This window comes from Saccharothrix sp. CB00851, assembly GCF_001905065.1.
Classification (GTDB): domain Bacteria; phylum Actinomycetota; class Actinomycetes; order Mycobacteriales; family Pseudonocardiaceae; genus Actinosynnema.
Genome location: NZ_LWLC01000012.1, coordinates 198,193 through 217,454 on the forward strand (window position 1 = coordinate 198,193; position 19,262 = coordinate 217,454).

Annotated in this window: 22 protein-coding genes and 1 tRNA gene; 8 read left to right on the forward strand and 15 right to left on the reverse strand. The window is 71.0% G+C overall.

Going from position 1 to position 19,262, the window contains the following annotated elements; translation table 11 throughout:
* Positions 1–4: 4 nt before the first annotated feature.
* The 3 genes from bcp to A6A25_RS13595 all read right to left on the reverse strand — a co-directional run bounded on the left by bcp (position 5) and on the right by A6A25_RS13595 (position 2,360).
* Complete coding sequence (bcp, locus tag A6A25_RS13585; protein ID WP_073889174.1) at positions 5–478, reverse strand: thioredoxin-dependent thiol peroxidase; 474 nt, start codon at positions 476–478, stop codon at positions 5–7.
* 19 nt (positions 479–497) lie between these two features.
* Complete coding sequence (locus A6A25_RS13590; protein ID WP_073889176.1) at positions 498–1,028, reverse strand: hypothetical protein; 531 nt, start codon at positions 1,026–1,028, stop codon at positions 498–500.
* Positions 1,029–1,316: 288 nt separating this feature from the next.
* Positions 1,317–2,360 carry an LLM class flavin-dependent oxidoreductase gene (locus A6A25_RS13595; protein WP_073889178.1) on the reverse strand — a complete coding sequence of 348 codons (1,044 nt, stop codon included), beginning with the start codon at positions 2,358–2,360 and terminating at the stop codon, positions 1,317–1,319.
* Positions 2,361–2,454: 94 nt separating this feature from the next.
* Here A6A25_RS13595 and A6A25_RS13600 point away from each other — a divergent pair, with 94 nt between their 5' ends.
* Positions 2,455–3,498, forward strand: a complete 1,044-nt coding sequence (locus tag A6A25_RS13600) for an FAD-dependent oxidoreductase (protein ID WP_073889180.1) — start codon at positions 2,455–2,457, stop codon at positions 3,496–3,498.
* On the opposite strand, the gene A6A25_RS13605 is transcribed toward A6A25_RS13600, so the two are convergent.
* Positions 3,461–4,795: a styrene monooxygenase/indole monooxygenase family protein gene (locus A6A25_RS13605; RefSeq protein WP_073889183.1), complete on the reverse strand. Its 1,335-nt coding sequence runs from the start codon at positions 4,793–4,795 to the stop codon at positions 3,461–3,463. The two genes, A6A25_RS13600 and A6A25_RS13605, sit on opposite strands and share 38 nt — an antisense overlap.
* A 67-nt stretch (positions 4,796–4,862) precedes the next feature.
* Between A6A25_RS13605 and A6A25_RS13610 the strand changes: the two genes are divergently transcribed.
* Complete coding sequence (locus A6A25_RS13610) at positions 4,863–5,936, forward strand: sensor histidine kinase (RefSeq protein WP_073889185.1); 1,074 nt, start codon at positions 4,863–4,865, stop codon at positions 5,934–5,936.
* A complete protein-coding gene (locus tag A6A25_RS13615) occupies positions 5,927–6,565 on the forward strand; it encodes a response regulator transcription factor (RefSeq protein WP_073889186.1) in 639 nt (212 codons plus the stop codon). The genes A6A25_RS13610 and A6A25_RS13615 overlap by 10 nt, the downstream gene beginning before the upstream one ends.
* Here the strand turns inward: A6A25_RS13615 and A6A25_RS13620 are convergent.
* Positions 6,550–7,164, reverse strand: coding sequence for a DedA family protein (locus A6A25_RS13620; RefSeq protein ID WP_073889962.1), 615 nt, complete (start codon positions 7,162–7,164; stop codon positions 6,550–6,552). The two genes, A6A25_RS13615 and A6A25_RS13620, sit on opposite strands and share 16 nt — an antisense overlap.
* Positions 7,165–7,232: 68 nt before the next feature.
* Positions 7,233–7,667, reverse strand: a complete 435-nt coding sequence (locus A6A25_RS13625; RefSeq protein WP_073889966.1) for an SRPBCC family protein — start codon at positions 7,665–7,667, stop codon at positions 7,233–7,235.
* 23 nt (positions 7,668–7,690) lie between these two features.
* Here A6A25_RS13625 and A6A25_RS13630 point away from each other — a divergent pair, with 23 nt between their 5' ends.
* Both A6A25_RS13630 and A6A25_RS13635 read left to right on the forward strand, forming a co-directional pair.
* The gene (locus A6A25_RS13630) at positions 7,691–8,242 is read left to right on the forward strand and encodes a TetR/AcrR family transcriptional regulator (RefSeq protein WP_073889189.1); all 552 of its coding nucleotides are present in this window, start codon (positions 7,691–7,693) and stop codon (positions 8,240–8,242) included.
* Between the two features lie 168 nt (positions 8,243–8,410).
* Complete coding sequence (locus A6A25_RS13635) at positions 8,411–9,361, forward strand: CobW family GTP-binding protein (RefSeq protein WP_073889190.1); 951 nt, start codon at positions 8,411–8,413, stop codon at positions 9,359–9,361.
* Positions 9,362–9,407: 46 nt separating this feature from the next.
* On the opposite strand, the gene A6A25_RS13640 is transcribed toward A6A25_RS13635, so the two are convergent.
* Positions 9,408–9,481: transfer RNA gene (locus A6A25_RS13640), tRNA-Leu, on the reverse strand.
* 165 nt (positions 9,482–9,646) lie between these two features.
* Here A6A25_RS13640 and A6A25_RS13645 point away from each other — a divergent pair.
* On the forward strand, positions 9,647–9,868 hold the full coding sequence (locus A6A25_RS13645) for a DUF3618 domain-containing protein (RefSeq protein ID WP_073889191.1): 222 nt from the start codon (positions 9,647–9,649) through the stop codon (positions 9,866–9,868).
* A gap of 7 nt (positions 9,869–9,875) precedes the next feature.
* Here A6A25_RS13645 and A6A25_RS13650 read toward each other — a convergent pair whose 3' ends face one another.
* Complete coding sequence (locus tag A6A25_RS13650) at positions 9,876–10,490, reverse strand: TetR/AcrR family transcriptional regulator (RefSeq protein WP_073889192.1); 615 nt, start codon at positions 10,488–10,490, stop codon at positions 9,876–9,878.
* A 93-nt stretch (positions 10,491–10,583) separates the two neighbouring features.
* A complete protein-coding gene (locus A6A25_RS13655; RefSeq protein ID WP_073889193.1) occupies positions 10,584–10,844 on the reverse strand; it encodes a hypothetical protein in 261 nt (86 codons plus the stop codon).
* Between the two features lie 165 nt (positions 10,845–11,009).
* Between A6A25_RS13655 and A6A25_RS13660 the strand changes: the two genes are divergently transcribed.
* A complete protein-coding gene (locus A6A25_RS13660; RefSeq protein ID WP_143193140.1) occupies positions 11,010–11,585 on the forward strand; it encodes an LPXTG cell wall anchor domain-containing protein in 576 nt (191 codons plus the stop codon).
* Between the two features lie 9 nt (positions 11,586–11,594).
* Here the strand turns inward: A6A25_RS13660 and A6A25_RS13665 are convergent, their stop codons facing one another.
* Positions 11,595–12,203, reverse strand: a complete 609-nt coding sequence (locus A6A25_RS13665; protein WP_241828652.1) for a TetR/AcrR family transcriptional regulator — start codon at positions 12,201–12,203, stop codon at positions 11,595–11,597.
* A 77-nt stretch (positions 12,204–12,280) separates the two neighbouring features.
* Between A6A25_RS13665 and A6A25_RS13670 the strand changes: the two genes are divergently transcribed.
* A complete protein-coding gene (locus A6A25_RS13670; RefSeq protein WP_073889974.1) occupies positions 12,281–13,768 on the forward strand; it encodes a flavin-containing monooxygenase in 1,488 nt (495 codons plus the stop codon).
* A gap of 143 nt (positions 13,769–13,911) precedes the next feature.
* On the opposite strand, the gene A6A25_RS13675 is transcribed toward A6A25_RS13670, so the two are convergent.
* The 5 genes from A6A25_RS13675 to A6A25_RS13695 form a co-directional block, all read right to left on the reverse strand.
* Positions 13,912–14,628, reverse strand: coding sequence for a type 1 glutamine amidotransferase (locus A6A25_RS13675; RefSeq protein ID WP_073889202.1), 717 nt, complete (start codon positions 14,626–14,628; stop codon positions 13,912–13,914).
* A complete protein-coding gene (locus A6A25_RS13680; RefSeq protein ID WP_083668307.1) occupies positions 14,625–15,803 on the reverse strand; it encodes a Mur ligase family protein in 1,179 nt (392 codons plus the stop codon). The genes A6A25_RS13675 and A6A25_RS13680 overlap by 4 nt, the downstream gene beginning before the upstream one ends.
* A 113-nt stretch (positions 15,804–15,916) precedes the next feature.
* Entirely contained in the window at positions 15,917–16,399 is a 483-nt protein-coding gene (locus A6A25_RS13685) for a helix-turn-helix domain-containing protein (RefSeq protein ID WP_073889204.1), read from the reverse strand.
* A gap of 131 nt (positions 16,400–16,530) precedes the next feature.
* The gene (locus tag A6A25_RS13690) at positions 16,531–17,196 is read right to left on the reverse strand and encodes a SanA/YdcF family protein (RefSeq protein ID WP_073889205.1); all 666 of its coding nucleotides are present in this window, start codon (positions 17,194–17,196) and stop codon (positions 16,531–16,533) included.
* 21 nt (positions 17,197–17,217) lie between these two features.
* A complete protein-coding gene (locus A6A25_RS13695) occupies positions 17,218–18,879 on the reverse strand; it encodes an LCP family protein (RefSeq protein WP_241828653.1) in 1,662 nt (553 codons plus the stop codon).
* Positions 18,880–19,262 lie beyond the last annotated feature (383 nt).

Genomic DNA, 19,262 nt, shown 5'->3' on the forward strand with positions numbered 1-19,262 from the left:
GTGATCAGGCGGGCAGTTCGCGCAGCAGCTTGGCCACGTGGCCGGTCGCGCGGACGTTGTACATGGCCTTCTTGACCTTGCCCTCGGGGTCGACCAGGAACGTCGAGCGGATCACGCCCATCACGGTCCGGCCGTAGTTCTGCTTCTCCCCGAACGCGCCCCACTCGGCCAGCACCTTGCGGTCGACGTCGGACAGCAGCGGGAAGTTCAGGCCCTCCGCCTCGGCGAACTTGGCCAGCTTCTCCGGCTTGTCCGGCGAGATGCCGACGACCTCGTAGCCCGACGACGCGAGGTCGCCGACGTTGTCGCGGAAGTCGCACGCCTGCTTGGTGCAGCCCGGCGTGCCCGCGGCCGGGTAGAAGTAGACGACCACGGAGCGGCCGAGGTAGTCGGAAAGCGAGACGGGCTTGCCCTCGCTGTCGGGCAGCGTGAACGCCGGGGCCTGGTCGCCCGGTGACAGGCGCTTCTGCTCGGTCATGGCCCCAGACGCTACAAGGTCAGGCGACACCCTCGAACGTCGCGCTCGGCTCCTGGTTGGCGCCGTTGGGCTCGACCACCAACTGCAGCCGCACGGGGTCGGCGGGCACGGCGAACGCCATCGTCAGCACGGTCTCCGCACCGGGCGCCACCTCGTTGACCGCGGCACCGAGGCCGTTGAGCCCCTGCACGGAGTCGCGCACCTCGGCCACCGGCGAGCCGTCGACCGACGCGCGCACGGACAGCTGGCTGGTCCGGTAGGCGGTCTTGGTCCCGTTGACCAGGGTCAGCGTGAACACGGCGGTGCGCGGCGACTGCGGGAACGACGTGTCGCTCGGTCTCAACGACGTGGGTGGCGCCACGGTGATCGCCATGCCGTTGCTCCACACGCGCTGCGTGCCGAAGGCGGTGAACTCCGAGGACGACAGCAGGTCGCCGCGTTGCTCGGCCACCGCGGACGGCCCGGAGGGCGTGGAAATGTCGGAGGGGTCCGCACATCCCGCCATTGCCAGGCCGAGGCACACGCCTGCGGCCAGTCTGGCGAACTTCACGAACCTCCCCTTCCCGCCCCGGCGGTGGGCTTGACTGCGACTGCCACCACCATGACGGTGCCGAGGGGTGCCCGGTGACCGAACCGGGGCCTTGATTCGTACCTGGTGCCTGCCTGTGGCCAAGCCGTGATGACACACAGCTGCCCGCGTGGGCGGCGCCACACCTGGCGGCGGCGCCCACGCGTCGGCGGCGGCCGGGCATCGGGCGAGCGGAACGCCCGGAAGTTGGGGAGCGCGTCGGGGGGCGTGCGCGCTCCACTACGATCATCGCGGCCCGTGGCCGAACCGCTACACCTCTACTTCAGTCTTCACCCTTTCGGACGAACCCTGGATGGGCGAACGTCCCGCGAGTTCGGCCAGCAGTTCGTAAGACCGGAGCCGGTCCGACTGCTCGGCGACCATCGTCGTGACCATGAGCTCATCGGCCCGCGTGTCCTCCAGCAACCGCTCCAGCCCCGCCGCCACGGTCTGCGGCGAGCCGATGACCTGCGACGCGATCCGGTCCTCGAAGATCAGCCGTTCGACATCGGTGTACGGGTAGTCGGCGGCCTCCTGCGAGGTGGCCAGCGGCCCGGGCCGCCCGCTGCGCAGCGTGACGAACGCCAGCGCGCCGGGACCGGCGATCCACTGTGCCCGCTCGTCGGTGTCCGCCACGATCACCGACGCGCAGACCAGCGCGTACGGCTCCGCCAGCCGTTCGGAGGGGCGGAACCGCTGCCGGTACAGGGCCAGCGCGGGCAGCGTGTTCTCCGCGCTGAAGTGGTGGGCGAACGCGAACGGCAGCCCGAGCACGCCCGCGACCTGCGCGCTGTACCCGCTCGACCCGAGCAGGAACACGTCCGGCTTGTTGCCCTCGGCGGGCATCGCGTTGAGCTCCTCGGTGCCGTCGAAGTAGCCGGTCAGCTCGCTGAGCTGCTGCGGGAAGTCGTCGACCGAGAGCGGGCCGGTCGTGCGGCGCAACGCCCGCGCGGTGCGCTGGTCGGTGCCGGGCGCGCGGCCGATGCCGAGGTCGATGCGGCCGGGGTGCAAGGCGGACAACGTGCCGAACTGCTCGGCCACGACCAGCGGCGGGTGGTTGGGCAGCATCACGCCGCCGGAGCCGACCCGCAGCGTGGTGGTGGCGTCGGCGACGTGGCCGATGAGGATCGCGGGGGAGGAGCTGGCGATACCGGGCATGTTGTGGTGCTCGGCCAGCCAGAACCGGGTGAAGCCGAGCCGTTCGACGTGTTGTGCCAGCTCACGCGTGTGCTTCAGCGCCGTGCGCGCATCCGTCGCCGTGGTGACCGTGGCGAGGTCGAGGGCGGAGAGCGGCACGTCACGAAGTCGACTCATGTCTTCGACCAACGCCGAACACCCCGAATGCCTTCCTGGTGTGACGGTCCCGACACCGGGAAGCGACCGACCGGGCCCCGGCGTTGCCCATGACATGGACGTCGTGGTCATCGGTGCAGGTCAGGCGGGGTTGTCGGCGGCGTACTTCCTCAAGCGCGCCAACCTCGACCACGTCGTGCTGGACGCGGACGCGGGTCCCGGCGGCGCGTGGCGGCACCGCTGGCCGACCCTGCGCATGGCGACCGTGCACGGCATCCACGACCTGCCGGGCATGCCGTTCGCCGAGCCGGACCCGGCCGCGCCCGCCAACGAGGTGCTGCCCGCCTACTTCGCCGAGTTCGAGCGCCGCAACGGCCTCGACGTGCGGCGACCGGTGCGCGTGCACGCCGTCCGCGACCACGGCGGCCTGTTGCGCGTCGAAACCGACCACGGCGTCTGGGAGGCGCGTGCCCTGGTCAACGCCACCGGCACCTGGACCCGCCCGTTCTGGCCCCGCTACCCGGGCCAGGAGCTGTTCCGGGGCAGGCAGCTGCACTCCTCGCAGTACCGGGGGCCGGAGGGGTTCACCGGGCAGCACGTGGTCGTGGTCGGCGGCGGCACGTCGGCCGTGCAGCAGTTGCTGGAGATCGACCGGCACGCCGCGGGCACCACCTGGGTGACGCGCCGCGAGCCGGAGTTCTTCGACGAGCCGTTCACCCCGGAGCTCGGCCGAGCCGTGGTGGCGAAGGTGGACGAACGCGTCCGCCGGGGCCTGCCGCCCCGCAGCGTGGTCAGCGTGACCGGCCTGAACCTCACCCCGGCCGTCCGCGACGCCCTCCGGGCCGGCGTGCTGGCCCGGCGGCCGATGTTCGAGCGGATCACCGAGGACGGCGTGGTCTGGCCGGACGGCACGCACCAGAGGGCCGACGCCATCGTGTGGGCGACGGGGTTCCGCGCCGCCCTCGACCACCTGGCACCGCTGCACCTGCGCGAACCGGGCGGTGGCGTCCGGGTCGAGGGGACCAGGGTCGTCGCCGACCCGCGCGTGCACCTCGTCGGCTACGGCCCGTCGGCCAGCACGGTCGGCGCCACCAGGGCGGGCCGTGCGGCGGCGCGCGAGATCAAGGCGTTGCCGTCCCCCCGACGGGCGGCCGCCTGAACAGCCGGGACGCCTTCTGCGCCAGCAGGTTCGCGCCCACACCCAGCTTGTACCGCAGCACGTCCAGCCGGCCGACGTTGCGCCGGGCCAGGAACTCCCGGGTTGCCGCCGCGTCGAAGAACCACGGGAACAGCGACGACGGGTCGTTGAACCCCTCCCACAGCTGCTCGCCGATGTCCTCGCGGCGTGACGCGGCCAGCATCACGGTCTTCTGCTCGTCGGTCAGCGGCGCCAGCAGCCCGTTGGAGAAGTCGCTGGTGTAGCAGCCGCGCTCCCACCACTCGTCGAACCGCTCGGTCAGCCACGACGCGGTGAACGGCCCGCCGTGCGCGGCCAGCTCCTCGGCGAAGAACCGGGCCATCCGGGTGGCGTTGTTCGCGCCCTGGCCGGCCAGCGGGTCGTTGAGCACGACGGCGTCGCCGAGGCCGAGCACGTGCCGCCCGGACGGCAGCACGGCGACGGGCTTGCGCACCACCGGCACGATCTGGCCCTTCATCCAGGTCACCGGGCTGGTCGGGCGGGCGGGCCGCAGGAACGCCGACTCGTGGGGGAACACTTCGTCCACGACTTCCTTGAGCACGTCCAGGCCCTCGTCGGCCGAGGTCACGTCCCGGAAGCGGTCGGCACGGCCGCCCGGCGCCGCCTCGACCACGATGCTGCGCGACTCGCCGACGTCCTTGTCGAAGAACGGGATCCAGAACACCTCCAGCGTGCCCGGCAGGAACGAGAACACGCCCTCCCGGTGCTCGGGCCGCGCCGCCATGTCGTAGTCCTGGATGTTCACCATGAACAGGCTGCGCTGCGGCTCGGAGTGCACCGACCGCGCCGGATCGCGCTCGAACAGGCCGGTCAGCGACTTGTGCCCGGCCGTGACGACGACCAGGTCGTGCGACGCGGCCAGCCGGTCCAGGTCGTCCACGTCGACCGTGCCGATCTTCACCACCGCGCCGCGTCTCTCGACCTCCCGCAGCCCGGCGGAGAACTTCAACCGCTGGTCAACCGCCAGCGCGGGCTTGCGCAACGGCGCGTCGACTGAGAACGCGAGCGAGCGGTCGTCCGTGAACAGGTCCAGGTGGATGCGCCGCATCCGGGACGCCTCGGGCCAGAAGTCCAGGCCCAGCTCAGCCTCGTACTCGACCTGGTCGCCGAACAGGCAGGCCGTCGGTCGACCGCGGTCGCCGAGGTGGTCCTCCGCCGTCCGGTCGGAGTAGAGGGTGACCCGCCATCCGGCGCGCAAGAGCGCCGCCGATAACACCAGACCCGCCTGACCTGCACCGATGACCGCGATTGTCGCCACGCTACAGATCCTCGGTAGAGGATGTGCGATCGCCAATAGCACATTCGGGTCGAGTAGCCTCGCCCAGGTGCACAGGGGGTTGCGCGTCGTTGCCGGTCTGTTGCTCGGCTTCGGAACGGCGCTGGTCGACCTGGTCGTCGTGGTGTTCGCCCGGAAGGCGGCGGTCGCGGTGGCCGGACTGGAACGGCGGCGGCTGAGGGCGTTCCTCGGGATCGACAGCGCGGAGCCGACGCGGGCGCAGGCCGTGCGGTACCTGGCCGTGCGGGCGCCGGTCGGCCTGTTCGGCGGTTTCGTGCTGGCCTGGCTGTTCTACGGGCTGGCGATGGGCGTGATCGTGGTCTACCGGCTGTTCGCGGGCGGCCCGCGCAGCGGCCTCGACCCGTCCGACGACTGGAGCGCCTTCCTCTGGACCGGGCTGATCGGCCTCGTCCTGTTCTACATCGAGGTGCAGGGCATCATCGGCGTGGTCGCGCTGGAGGGGAAGGTGGCCCGGCGCTGGCTCGGCCCGAGCGAGGCCGAGCTGCTGCGCCTGCGCATCGATGAGCTGGCCGCGAGCCGGGCGGGCATCGTGGCCGCGGTGGACGCCGAACGGCGGCGCATCGAACGCGACCTGCACGACGGCGTGCAGCAGCGGCTGGTCGCGCTGGGCATGCTGCTCGGCCGCGCCCGCCGCAACCCCGGCCACGCCCACGACCTGCTCGCCCAGGCGCACGAGGAGTCCAGGCACGTGCTCGAAGACCTGCGCGAGGTCGCCTGGCGGGTCTACCCGGCGGCGCTGGACTCGTCGGGCCTGGCGGAGGCGTTGGAGGCGGTGGCGGACCGGTCCGCGATCCCGGTGCGGATCCGGTGCGCGCCGCTGGACGCCGCGCCGCAGGTCGAGACGGCGGTGTACTTCGTGGTGTGCGAGGCGGTGACCAACGCGGCCAAGCACTCGGGTGCGACCATGATCGACGTGGACGTCACGGAGGAGGCGGGTGCGGTGCGCGTGCGGGTCGCGGACGACGGCGTCGGTGGTGCGGACCCGGCGGGTGGCGGGCTGGCCGGCCTGTCGCGGCGGGTGCTCGCGCTGGACGGCGCGTTCGAGGTGACCAGCCCGGCGGGCGGCCCCACGGTGATCACCGCGGAGGTGCCGTGCGGGTGATCCTGGCCGAGGACTCGACGCTGCTGCGCGAGGGCCTGGTGCGGCTGCTGGTCGAGGAGGGCCACGACGTGCTCGCGGCCGTGGGCGACGCGGAAGCGCTGCTCAGCGCGGTGGCCGCGCACCTGCCGGACGTCGTGGTGACCGACGTGCGGATGCCGCCGACGAACTCCGACGAGGGCCTGAAGGCCGCGCTGGAGATCCGCAGGCGGTTCCCGGGCGTCGGTGTGCTGGTGCTGTCGCAGTACGTCGAGCAGCGCTACGCCGTCGACCTGCTCACCGAGCACGCCGACGGCGTTGGCTACCTGCTCAAGGACCGCGTGGTGCAGGTGGAGGAGTTCCTGGACGCGCTGCGCCGGGTCGGCGCGGGTGACGTGGCGTTCGACCCGGAGGTGGTGCGGCGCCTGCTGGCCCGCACGAGCCACCCGCTGGACGTGCTGACCGAGCGGGAGCGCCAGGTGTTGGCGCACATGGCGGAGGGGCACACGAACAACGCGATCGCGTCCCGCCTGCACGTGTCGCGCAGCGCGGTGGAGAAGCACATCAACTCGATCTTCGACAAGCTCGGCCTGTCCGACGTGGACGGCTACAGCCGGCGGGTGCTGGCGATCCTGCGCTACTTGCGGGCGTGATCCTTCTTGCGGGTCAGGCGTGACACCACGAACCAGCCCACCGCCAGCACCACCAGGCCGATCACGACCTTCGACACGATGCCCATGTACTGCTCGACCAGGTGGTAGTTCGCGCCCAGCACGTACCCGGCGAGGATGAGCGCGGAGTTCCAGATCAGGCTGCCCGCCGCGGTCAGCAGCAGGAAGCCGGGCAGCGGCATCCGCTCCACGCCCGCCGGGATGGAGATGAGGCTGCGGAAGATGGGCACCATCCGGCCGAAGAACACCGTCGCCTTGCCGTGCCGGGCGAACCACTCCTCGGTCCGGTCCACGTCGGACACGTCGACCAGCGGCAGCCGTTGCGCGATGGCCCTGATCCGGTCACGGCCGAGCACCGCGCCGAGGTAGTACAGCGCGAGCGCGCCGGCGACCGACCCGGTGGTGGTCCACAGGATCGCGGCGAACAGGTTCATCTTGCCCTGGCTCGCGGTGAAGCCGGCCAGCGGCAGGAACAGCTCGCTGGGCAGGGGCGGGAACAGGTTCTCCAGCGCGATCGCAATTCCGGCGCCGGGTGCGCCGAGCGCTTCCATCAGGTCGGTGACCCACGAGACGACATCCATGATCACAAGTTACGAACGCGCCGATGCCGCCACCATGAAGCCGACCGCACACCGCGGTGTGGGAAACCTCAGTTCCCGGACGCGGCGCGTGCCGCGAGCCCTTCCGCGTAACGCGCGATGACGCTGCGCAGCACCCGGCGGTAGAACCACCCCGTCCCGGGCACCTTCGGCTCGAACGACGAGTGCCAGCGGATCGTCGTGCCGCCGCCGTCCGGCGCGAGGTCGATGAACGCCCGGTAGTCGCGAATGGCGAGACCCGACAGCAGGACGTAGCCCACCCGCCGGTTCGGCGTCAGTTCGACGACCTCCTCCCTGGTCGGGACCTTGCGGCCTTTGTTGTGGAATACCCGCACCTCGCCGACGCCATTCGCGTCACCCTCGCGTTCCACCTCGTACCGCAGCACCGGTGACCACTCCGGCCACGTCGACACGTCCGCGGCCAGCCGGTAAACCCGTTCCGGCGGTGCGTCACTGCGCACCTTGACGTCCACTCTCTGTACCATGCGGTACATGTACCATTCGGTACATGACGGGACAAGGGGTGGCGCGGGAACGCCTGCTCGCCGCCGTGGTCGAGCACCTGGCCGAGCACGGCCTGGCCGACCTGAGCCTGCGCCGGCTGGCCGAGGCCGTCGGCACGAGCCACCGGATGCTGATCTACCACTTCGGCTCGATGGAGGGCCTGTTGGTCGAGGTCGTCCGCGCGGTCGAGGCCCGCCAACGGGCTCTGCTGGCCTCGCTGCCGCTGGACGACCCGGCCGAGGCCGCCCGCGCGTTCTGGCGCACGTTGACCGACCCGTCCCTGCGCGCCCACGAACGCCTGTTCTTCGAGCTCTACGCCCAAGCCGCTCAGGGTCGGCCGGGCACCACGCCCCTCCTGGACGGCATCGTCACCGACTGGCTGGCGCCGGTGGCCGCCATCCAGCGCTCGCTCGGCCACCCGCCCGAGGTCGCCGAAGCCCGCGCCCGCCTGGGCCTGGCCGTCGCCCGCGGCCTGCTCCTCGACCTGATCGCCACCGACGACCTGCCCGCCGTCAACGCCGCCATGGACCAGTTCATCGCCCTGATGACCACCTGACCCCGCGTGAGTCCTACGTTCAGAACGCGCGTGTCCTACGTTCGCGCACCCCGAGTTGAACACTCAGAACAGTTGATCTTGTTCCGAGTGTTGAACTCGGGTGTTCTGAACGTAGGACACGCGCGACGCGAACGTTGGACACGCGCGGGGCACGTAGGATTTGGTGCCGTGAAGCGGATCCCGGTGGTCGTGGTGGCGGGGTTCCTCGGTTCCGGCAAGACGACGCTGCTCAACCACCTCCTCAACAGCAGTCGCGGCACGCGGATCGGGGTGGTGGTCAACGACTTCGGCGCCATCGGCATCGACGCGATGAGCGTGGCCGGGCAGGTCGACTCCACGGTCTCGCTGAGCAACGGGTGCCTGTGCTGCGCGGTCGACGTCAGCGAGCTGGACGAGATGCTGGCCAAGCTGGACTCGCAGGTCGACGTCATCGTGATCGAGGCCAGTGGCCTGGCCGAACCGCAGGCCATGGCACGGATGGTGCTCGCGAGCGAGAACCCCCGACTCGCCTACGGCGGCCTGGTGCTGCTGGTCGACGCCGCGGAGTTCCCCGACGACCTGGCCAAGCACCTGCGCGTGGCGGACCTGGTGGTGCTGAACAAGGTCGACCGCGTCACGGACCCGGAAGCGCTCGCGGTCGAGATCGACCGGCTCAAGCCGGGTGTGCCGGTGGTGCGGTCGTCGTTCGGGCGCGTGGACCCGGCCCTGCTGTTCGACCCGCGGCCGCGTGAGCGGTTCGGTCAGCTGTCCTTCGAGGACCTGCTGGACGAAGAGCACGACCACGTCCACTACGACAGCGTGGAGTTCACCGGCGGTGCGATGAACCCGTTGCGGCTCATGGCTTTCCTCGACGCACGGCCCAAGGGCCTGTACCGGATCAAGGGCTTCGTGCGGTTCGACGTGCCGGGCCACCGGCAGCGGTTCGGCCTGCACACCGTCGGCGCGTTCCTGCGGTTCGAGCGCTCGGCGTGGCCGGGACCGCGGCGCACCGAGCTCGTGCTGATCGGCACGGGTCTGGACGTCGCCGCGATCCGCGCCGGGCTGGCCGCCTGCGAGGAACCGGACCCGTCCGCCGTCGACCCGCAGTCGATGCTGGAAGTCCTGCGCTACACGGCCTGAACGGCGGCGGCCCCCGGCGCGCGAACGCCGAGGGCCGCCGGTGACGTGGGCTCGGAGAGACTCGAACTCTCACTGGCACGGACCTAAACCGTGTGCCTCTGCCAATTGGGCTACGAGCCCGGCCGCGCAAGCTTATCGGCAGACCGGAAAGCGCCACGCCGAGGGACACCACTGCCCCACTTGACTGAAAACAGTGTTATAGAAGCTTTTGTCGGCCGGTCAGGTCAACGCCCGCCCCACGGCTCAACTACGGTTGTGACCAAGGTGCAGCAGCTAGGAGGAGATGTGGCCCGCGATCCCGACACCATCCAGCGCGAGATCGAGCAGGCGCGCGACGCGCTGGCCGTGACCCTCGACGAGCTGGGGACCAGGGCGAACCCCCAGCGCTTCGTCGAGTCCGGCAAGCAGAGCGTGCGCGCGAAGCTCGACGAACCCAAGATCCGGTACTCGCTGATCGCGGTGGCCGTGCTCGTCGGGTTCGCCTTGCTGCGCAAGCTGTTCCGCTGAAAGTGGCCTACTGCCCCTTGGCGACGAGGGGCATCAGCACCTGATCCACCACGCGGTCGACGAACGGCAGGTCGAGCGGGTCACCGGTGAGCATCAGCCGGTAGATCAGCGCGGCGCCCGCGAGTTCGACCGCCATGCCGCGCGGTGCGTCCTGGCGCAGTTCGCCGCGCTCCTCCGCGCGGTCCAGGATGCGCCGCAGCACGTCCCGCTGCGCGGTCAGGAACGTGCCGCGGAAAGCCGAGGCGAGCTCCGGCTCGTGCGGCAGTTCGCCGACGAGGGCCTGCGCCGCCTTGCCGATCGGGCCGGACAGGAACGCGGCGAACGCGCTCAGGAACTCCCGCAGGTCGCCGGCGAGCGAACCGGTGTCCGGCTCGGCCAGGTTCTGCTGCGCCAGCTGCGTGCACGTGTCGATCACCAGGTCGAGCTTGGACTCCCACCGCCGGTAGATCGTCGCCTTGCCCGCACGGGCGCGCGCCGCGACGGCGTCCATCGTCAGCGCGCGGTACCCGACTTCGGCCATCACCTCCAGCGCGGCCTGTCGCAACGCGTCGTCCCGGGTGGCGTCCCTGGGTCTGCCCCGCTGCGGGTTCCGAGCGGCCCCGCTGTACACCGGTGTGGCCATGTCGCACTCCTGTCGCCTTTGGCCGGACATCCTAGGCCGCGAGCGCCCGGAATCAGGTTCGATCATCCGCCCGGGCGCCGCGCCGCTTCGGGTTCACCCCGTCGGCGGTGGCGTGAGGCCCGCACGGGTGTGCAGGTACGCCACGGAGAACGCGAGCGCGTCGCCGTCGAGCAGGTGCACGACGGCCCGCGCGGAGCAGCCGAGTGCGATCTCCTCGACCAGTTGGTCGGCGGCCAGTCTGGCCGCGATCAGGCCCGGTGCGGTGGCGTCGAGCTCCTTGCCGGCGGCACGCACGGTGACCGCCCAGTCGTCGCCGTTGCGCCGGTAGTTCGCGGTGATCGGGAGTGTGGACACGGCACTCTTCTATCGACTAAACGCCGGACATGGGGCCGCGACGTCCCCGCGCGCCACCCGATCGTGTACTCGAAATCCCTGTACGGACGGTGCATGAGCGGTAACGGGCGGCCATCGGGTGCCGATAGGCTATTCGGAGTAATCGCCTTGGTCTGAGAGGTCGTCATGAGCCGTCGAGTGGTCGTTCTGGTGTGTCTGGCGCTGGGGTTGGCGGTCGCGCCGGGTATGGCGATGGCCAGTCCGCCGTGGCCCGTGCCGGACGGGTGGGGCGACCGGGTCCGGGGTGACGTCTGCAAGCACCGCGGCGACCCGCCGTGCCACACCACGACCACCAAGCCGACGACGACCACGTCCACGACCACGACGCCCCCCACGACCACGACGCACCCGACGACCACGACGCCGTCGACCGGCGGGACGTCCACCGGGGCCACCACCACGACGACCGCCGTGTCCGGCACGTCCGCGACATCGGTCACCGCCACTACGACGGGTGTCGCGGGCACCGCCACCGCGTCGACCACCTTGTCGACCACGCCGTCGTCGACCACGGGTGTCACCACGACCAGCCCGGTCGGCGCCACCGTGCCCGCCGGTGCGCCGCCGGCGCCACGCGTGATGTCGGCCGATCACGGGCTGGCGAGCACGGGTGCCGCGCCACTGTGGACGGGTCTGGGCGGCTTGGCCGTGCTGCTCGCCGGCGGGGTGCTGCTGCTGTTCAGCCGTCGTCGCCGCGCCTGACCCCGCCGTTCACGTCGTGAGCCGGCTCGCCACGCCGCGCCACACGACGTCCATCACATAGGCCGTCGCGAGCGCGGGACCCACTTCGGGCCTGCGCTCGCACCACAGCGCCAGCCGCTCGGTCGAGCCGACCACGATCTCCGCGAACGCCTCGGCCTCGACCGCGTCCACATCGGAGTCGAAGCTGCCGATCACGGCCGCGATCAGGTCGGTCTGCTGCCGCCGGATGCCCTCGACCTCCTCGACGGCCGACGGCACCGTGATCGCCGCCTCCTGGCGCAGCAACGCCCACGACTGCTTGTGCTCGGCGATGAACTCGAAGAACGCCAGCAGGCCGCGCCGCAGGATCTCCTCGGGACCGTCCGCGCCGGTGATCGCCTGCTGCGTGCGGTCGAGCAGTTCCGTGCGCGCCCGGTGGATGCAGCCGATGAGCAGGCCCTCCTTGGAGCCGAAGTACTCGTACAGCATCGGCTTGGACACCCCGACCCGTTCGGCGATCTCGTCCATGGACGCCGCCAGGTAGCCGCGTTCGGCGAAGACGCCCTCGGCGATGTCGAGCATCTGCGCCTTGCGCTCGGCCTTCGGCATCCGTCGGCGGCGCGGCTCGGTCGTGGTCACGAAGTCGAGACTACCGGAGGTAACTTACTTCGAGTAACCTACTCGGCAGTATGTACGCGGACGTGGAGGAGACGGGCATGCACCGAGAGGTCGAAGTCCTGATCGTCGGCACGGGCTTCTCCGGCCTGGGCATGGCGATCGAGCTCAAGCGCGCCGGGAAGCGCGACTTCGTCGTGCTGGAGAAGGCGGGCGACCTCGGCGGCACCTGGCGGGACAACTCCTACCCCGGCTGCGCGTGCGACGTGCCGTCCCACATGTACTCGTTCTCGTTCGAGCTCAACCCGCGCTGGTCGCGGATGTTCGCCCGGCAGCCGGAGATCTGGGACTACCTCAAGCGGGTCGCCGAGAAGTACCGGCTGCGCGAGCACATCCGGTTCAATAGCAAGGTCGGCGGCGCGCGGTGGGACGAGGACGACAAGGTCTGGCACGTCACCGTCGAGAACGGCGACACGTACACGGCGAAGTCCGTGGTGGCGGGCGTGGGTGCGTTGCACATCCCGAACGTCCCGACCCTGCCCGGTATCGAGGACTTCGCCGGCAAGGCGTTCCACTCGGCCGAGTGGGACCACGACTACGACCTGCGCGGCAAGAAGGTCGCCGTGGTCGGCACGGGCGCCAGCGCGATCCAGTTCGTGCCGCGGATCGCCGACGAGGTCGGTCGGTTGACGGTCTTCCAGCGCACGCCGCCGTGGATCATGCCCAAGATGGACCGGTCCATCAACACGTGGGAACAGAAGCTGTTCCGGGCGCTGCCGTTCACCCAGCGCTTGTACCGCGACTTCGTGTACTGGACGCGGGAGTCGAGCGCGCTCGGCTTCGCCGTGAACCCGAAGATCATGGAGTTCGCGCAGAACATCGCCCGGCGGCACATGCGCTCCCAGGTGCCGGACGAGGCGTTGCGGGCGAAGCTGACGCCGGACTACACCATGGGCTGCAAGCGCGTGCTGATCAGCAACGACTACTACCCGGCGCTCGCCAAGCCGAACGTCGACCTGGTGACCGACGGCATCACCGAGGTGCGGGCGAACAGCATCGTGGACGCGGCGGGCGTCGAGCACGAGGTCGACGTGATCATCTACGGCACCGGGTTCCACGTGGTCGACTCGTTCGACTACCTGGACATCACCGGCAAGGGTGGCGTCGACCTGGCCAAGAAGTGGCGCGAGGAGGGGATCGAGACCTACTACGGCATCACCGTCTCGGGCTTCCCGAACCTGTACTTCCTGCTCGGCCCGAACACCGGCCTGGGGCACAACTCGGTGGTGTTCATGATCGAGTCGCAGATCCGGTACGTCCGCCAGTGCCTGGAGCTGCTCGACCGCCACGGCGCGGACGAGCTGGACGTGCGGCCGGACGTGCAGGCGCGGTTCAACCGGCAGCTGCAGCGCAAGCTGTCCAAGGGCGTGTGGACCGAGGGCGGCTGCAAGAGCTGGTACCTCGACGCGCAGGGCATCAACCGCACGGTCTGGCCCGGCTTCACCTGGCGCTACTGGATGCGCACCAAGACCGTCCGCGCCGAGGACTACACCCTGACCCTCGCCCGCCGCACCCGCGTCCCGGCCTGACCCGACCGTTCAACTCGAGGTACCTGAACGTAGGACACGCCTGTTCTGAACGTAGGACACGCGCGGCGTGAGCGTTGGACTCTCGCGCGTGTCCTACGTTCGGAACGCGAGAGTCCAACGCTCAGGACCGGTGAGTTCAACGCTCAGAGCGCGACGCCGGCCGCTTTGGCGCGTTCGGCGCGCAGGCGGGTCACGTCGGGCAGGTCGAGCGGGCCGAGCTTGGTGCCCGTGGCCCACTCGATCAGCAGGTCGGCGATCTGCGGGTTGCGCGGCAGGACGGGACCGTGCAGGTAGGTGCACAGGATCCGGCCCTGGACCGCGCCCTCCACCGAGCCGTCGTTGCCCGTGCCCACCTTGACGTGCGCCAACGGCCGGGCGGACGGCCCGAGCACGGTGCGGCCCTGGTGGTTCTCGAACCCGGTCAGCAGGCCCTCGAACAGCCCGTCGGCCGGCGTGGCGATGACCTCGCCGATGGCACGGCTGCCACCCGCGTGCGACGTCGAGTCGATCAGCCCGAGACCGGCGTGCGTCACCTGGTCGGCCCGGGTGAACGACTCGCCGAAGATCTGGATCCCCGCGCACACACCGAGGATCACCGCCCCCCGCGCCGCCGCGCGCTGCATACCGGGGTGCTCGCGCAGGTGCCGCACGGCCAACGTCTGCGCCGTGTCCTCACCGCCGCCGACCACGTAGATGTCGCACGACTCCGGCACCGGCTCGCCGAACCGGATGTTGACGATCTCGGCGGAGATGCCCCGCCACGTCATCCGCTTCTCCAGCACGACCGCGTTGCCGAAGTCGCCGTACGTGCCCAGCAGGTCGGGCAGCACGAGCGCGATCTGGACCTTGCTGGTGCTCACTGGGCGGCCCTCGCGTTCAGGTCGCGGAATGCGGTGTAGTTGGCGATCACCTCGACCGGCCCCGGCGGCATGGCGTCGATCGCCAGCAGCGGGTCCGGCACGATCGTGTGCTCGACCTCCGCGTAGGTCAGCCGCACGGCCAGGTCCGTCGCCCGCTCGCCGGACGCGATCACCTGACGACCGCGCAGCCGCTCGAACGGCACGTCCCACAGCCACGACAGGTCGCGCCCGTCGGCCTCGTGCGCGTTGATCACGAGCACCGCGGGGTGGTCGGCCTCGCGCACCACGGTCAACGTCTCGCTCCACCCGGCCGGGTTCTTCGACAGCAGCAGCCGCGCCCGGTGCCCGGACCGCTGGATCGTCCGGTACCGACCGGCCACGTTGGACACCGCGCGCAACCGCTGCACGGCCTCCTCCACCGGCACGCCCAACGAAGCCGCGGCGGCCGTGGCCATCACGGCGTTGGCCTGGTTGAACTTGCCGGGCAGCCGCAGCGACAGCTCCACCTTCACGCCGTTGGGCGTGACCAGGTACCCGTCGCCGGTCACCCACTGCGGCCGCGGCCGGGCCAGGTCGCACCCGGTGCACTGCCAGTGCTCGCCCTGCCAGCGGATCGGGTCGCCGCAGCGCGGGCACGAGGCGGCGTCGTTGTGCCAGCCCGTCCCGGTGGCCACCCACACCACGTTCGTCGAGTCACGGGCCGCCGACGTCACCATGATGTCGTCGCAGTTGGCCACCACCACCCCGGTCACCGACGCCAGCGCCGTGCGCAGCGACTTCTCGATGGTGCGCACCTCGCCGACCCGGTCGAGCTGGTCGCGGCTGAGGTTGAGCAGCACGGCCACCGCGGGTGACGCGGCCCGCACGACCTCGGGGAAGTACCCCTCGTCGACCTCGAGCACCGCGTACGGCGCGTCGGGCTGCTTGGACAGCGCGGTCACGTGCCCGTCGGGCATGTTCGCGCCACCGTGGTTGGTGGCGACCTCGCCCAGGAACGACACGGCCCGGCTGAGCATCATCGTGCTGGTGGTCTTGCCGTTCGTGCCGGTCACCAGCGCGACCTGGCGTCCGGACGTCAAGTGCGCCAGCGCCTGCGGGTCGAGCTTGAGCGCGACCCGGCCACCGATCATGCCGCCCGCGCCCAGGCCCATCTTCTGCGACAGCTTGGAGCTCATGTTGCCCAGTCGCACGGCCGCCGCGGTGCGCAGCGGCAGGCGGGCTGGGTCTGCACCTGGAGTGTTAGGCAACCGACTTCCCGGATCTGTCAGGGGAGGGAGATCCCCCGATGCTACCGGGGGCCGTGGTGGTCGAGCTCCCGCAGGGTCCTGATCAGGTCCACCGTGCTGAGCTGGCACAACTGGGCCATGTACTCCAACGCGGGCAGGTCGAGGTGCACCTCGGGCGGCTGGCCGGGCACCAGGTGCGCGAGCCTGCCCTGCGCCCAGCGGCGCAGCGGCATCAGTTGCGGTCGCGTGTCGGCGACGACCGTGGCCAGGTCCACCGCGAGGTGCCCGGCGGGCGTGTCACCGAACACGCGTTCGTGGACGCGCGCGAGCACCTGGTGCGCGGGCACGCCGAGCGCGACGCAGATCTCGACCAAGCGGACCACCGAGCACTGGCGGGTACCCAGTTCGTAGGTGGCGAGCGTCTGCAGCGAGATGTCGCTCTGCAGCCGGCGGTTGAGCTCCTTGCGGGTCCATCCGCGCTGCTTGCGCAGGCTGCGGAGCTCGTCGCCGAGCACGCGCTGGTACGCCGCTGTGTCGATCTGCACCGTCGATCCTCCAGTCCGCTGGGGCCCCGACAGACCCCACGCAGATGGAAAGCGCGACAGGACGTTCGCTTACGCGGGTTGTCCGATTTATCGCCCGATTAGGCTAATCGAGTGGTACTGACAGTAGCGTTTCAACGCTCCAAGGCGCTGGTCACGCCGGTTTCCCGCGGTCCGAGGAAGAGCGGGTCGGGCTTGGCGACGACGCCGTCCCACATCGCCTTGCCCGCCGCGAACACCTCCCGGAAGTGCCCGTAGGCGGTGGTCGACACCCGGTCCGACGTGTCGTGGCCCACGCCGAACGCATCGATGCCCGCCGAACGGCACAGCGCCACCGCGCGGGGCAGGTGGAACTCCTGGGTCACCACGGTCGCCCGCTCGACGCCGAAGATCCGCTTCGCCCTGGTGCACGAGTCCCACGTGTCCAGGCCCGCGTAGTCGGCCACCACGTCGTCCGCGGGCACGCCCCGGCCGATCAGGTACGTGCGCATCGCGGTCGGCTCGTCGTACTCCGTGCGGCTGTTGTCACCGCTGACCAGCAGCACCTCGACCTTGCCCCGCCGGTACAGGTCGGCGGCCACGTCCAGCCTGCCCGCCAGGAACGGCGTCGGCGTGCCCGCCCTGGTCAGGCCCGCGCCGAGGACCAGCGCCACCGGCGCGTCCGGCACGTCCGCCGCGTCGTGCCGGTAGGCGGCGCTGCTGGTCTGCACCCACACCCACGGCGTGGCCGCGACCACGGCCAGCAGGCCGAGCGCGACCAGCACGCGCTTCCACCGGATCCGCCTGGTGAAGCTCCCCACGGCTACCCCCCGAGTAGGCGATCAGTTGACGCAGCGCACCCCGTCCGCCGTGATGGGCGGCTCGGTCGTGGTCGTGGTCGGCTGCTGCCGTGCGCCGTCCAGGCCGACCAGCGGCTTGGCGAGGAGGTTCTGCGCACCCGGCCCGGCGTAGTCCGCGCCCACGAACACGCGCACGTGACCGGCCGGGATGTTGGGGTCCTCTTCCACTTCGAGGCCGCCCAGGCTCTCCGACACGGCCTCCGCCGCCGCCTCGCCGCCCACGCCGTAGCGGACCACCGACGTGGCCATGGGCGAGGCGTTGTCGGCGCCGCCATCGACGAACCGCTCGGCCACCAGCGCCTGCAGCACCCGACCGGCCAGGCCCGGCAGGCCCGAGGCGTTGCGCACCTCGACGGTGACGGTCGCGTGGTCGACGGCCGGCGCGGTGGTGCCGGTCGCGTTCGGGTCGGCGCTGAGGTTCTTGAAGAACCTCTTCACCTCGCGCTCGTCGACCTCGACCGCCATGCCGTCCTCGGGCGTGTTCAGCTCGATGCTGCCGGTCGGGATCGTCTCGAACTTGAGGTTGCCGCCGCTCAGGTCCTTCATCTGGGTGGCGAACCGCAGCACGTCCCAGTCCTCGTCCAGCACGATCGACTTGGTCAGCGCGTCGATCAGGGCGCGCAGCTTGCCGGGGTCCGACAGCGTGCCCGCGGACAGGATCTGCTTGGCCAGGCCCGCCATGAACACCTGCTGGCGCACGATCCGGTCGAGGTCGCCGCGCAGCAGCCCGTAGCGCTGCCGGACGAACGCCAGCGCCTCGCGACCCTGGATCTTCTGCTGCCCGGCGGCGAAGTTCGCGCCGGACATGTTGTCGCGGGTGGCCTGGTTGAGGCACACGTCCACGCCGCCGATGGCCTTGGTGATCTCGTAGAACCCGACCAGGTTGATCTCGGCGTAGTGGTCGATCGTGACACCGGTCAGGCCCTCGATGGTGCCGATGAGGGTCTTCGCGGCGCCCTGGCGGGACTTGACCTCCAGCTCCGCGGGGTCCTTGACGCCCTCCTCCTGGAGCTTGGCGACGGCGTCGTTCTTGCCGTAGCCGTAGGCAGAGTTGATCTTGTGTCGGCCGTAGCCGCCGGCGATCTGCACGTAGGAGTCGCGCGGGAACGACACCGCGACCGCCCTGCCGCCGTCGTTCGGCACGTGCATCAGGATCAGCGTGTCGGTGTTCAGGCCGCCGTCGTTCTCGTTGCCCGCGTGCAGCTCCCTGAGGATCTCCTCGGGCAGCGGGTTGCCCTTGGAGTCGGTGCGGCTGTCCATGCCGACCATGAGGATGTCGACCGAGCCGTCGGCGGGCTTCTCGCCGCCGCCCGCGTCGCTGATCACGTCGGTGGTGCTGATGTTGCTCATCAGCGTGCTGAGGTTCGCCCACGCGTAGCCGGTGCCGAGCAGGACGGCGACCGAGAACAGGGCGAGCAGCGACCGGCCGAAGATCGCGCCGCCGCTCGTGGGGCGCGTCGGCGGCCTGCGGCGCGGCGGACCACCGCGGCCCGCGGGTGGCCGGGGCCGCTGGCCGGCAGGCCGCTGACCGGCGGAAACGCGTTGAGGTGCGGCCGGCCGCCGGTCGTCGTCCGCGCGGGACCGGCCGGGCTCGCTGCCCGCCCTCGCCCGCGGCGCACTCGCACGGGGTGCGGGGTCGGTCACCGGGCGCTTCGGGCGCTCGCCGGGTGCACGGCGTTCACCGGTCGCACCGGGCACGCGTCGTTCACCGGAGGGACGCTCACCCGCACCGGGCGCACGGCGTTCCGGCTGGCCGGGGGCACGGCGGTCACCGGTCGGGCGCTCGGGCCCGCGCCGCGGCGGGTCGACGCGGCCGCCCGGCTCGGAGCGCCGGGGCGGCTCCTGGCCGCGCGGCGGTTGCCCGGAGGAAGGATTCCGAGGGGGAACGGGTCGCCTGCGGAACCCATCGGGTTCGCCTGGCCTCGGCGGCCGGTTGTCCACTCCCACTCCTCCCATGTACCCGGGTTCACGCCAATGGACGCATGACAGGCCGCCCAGGTTGCCACCAGCGTCGCACAGCCGCGTCG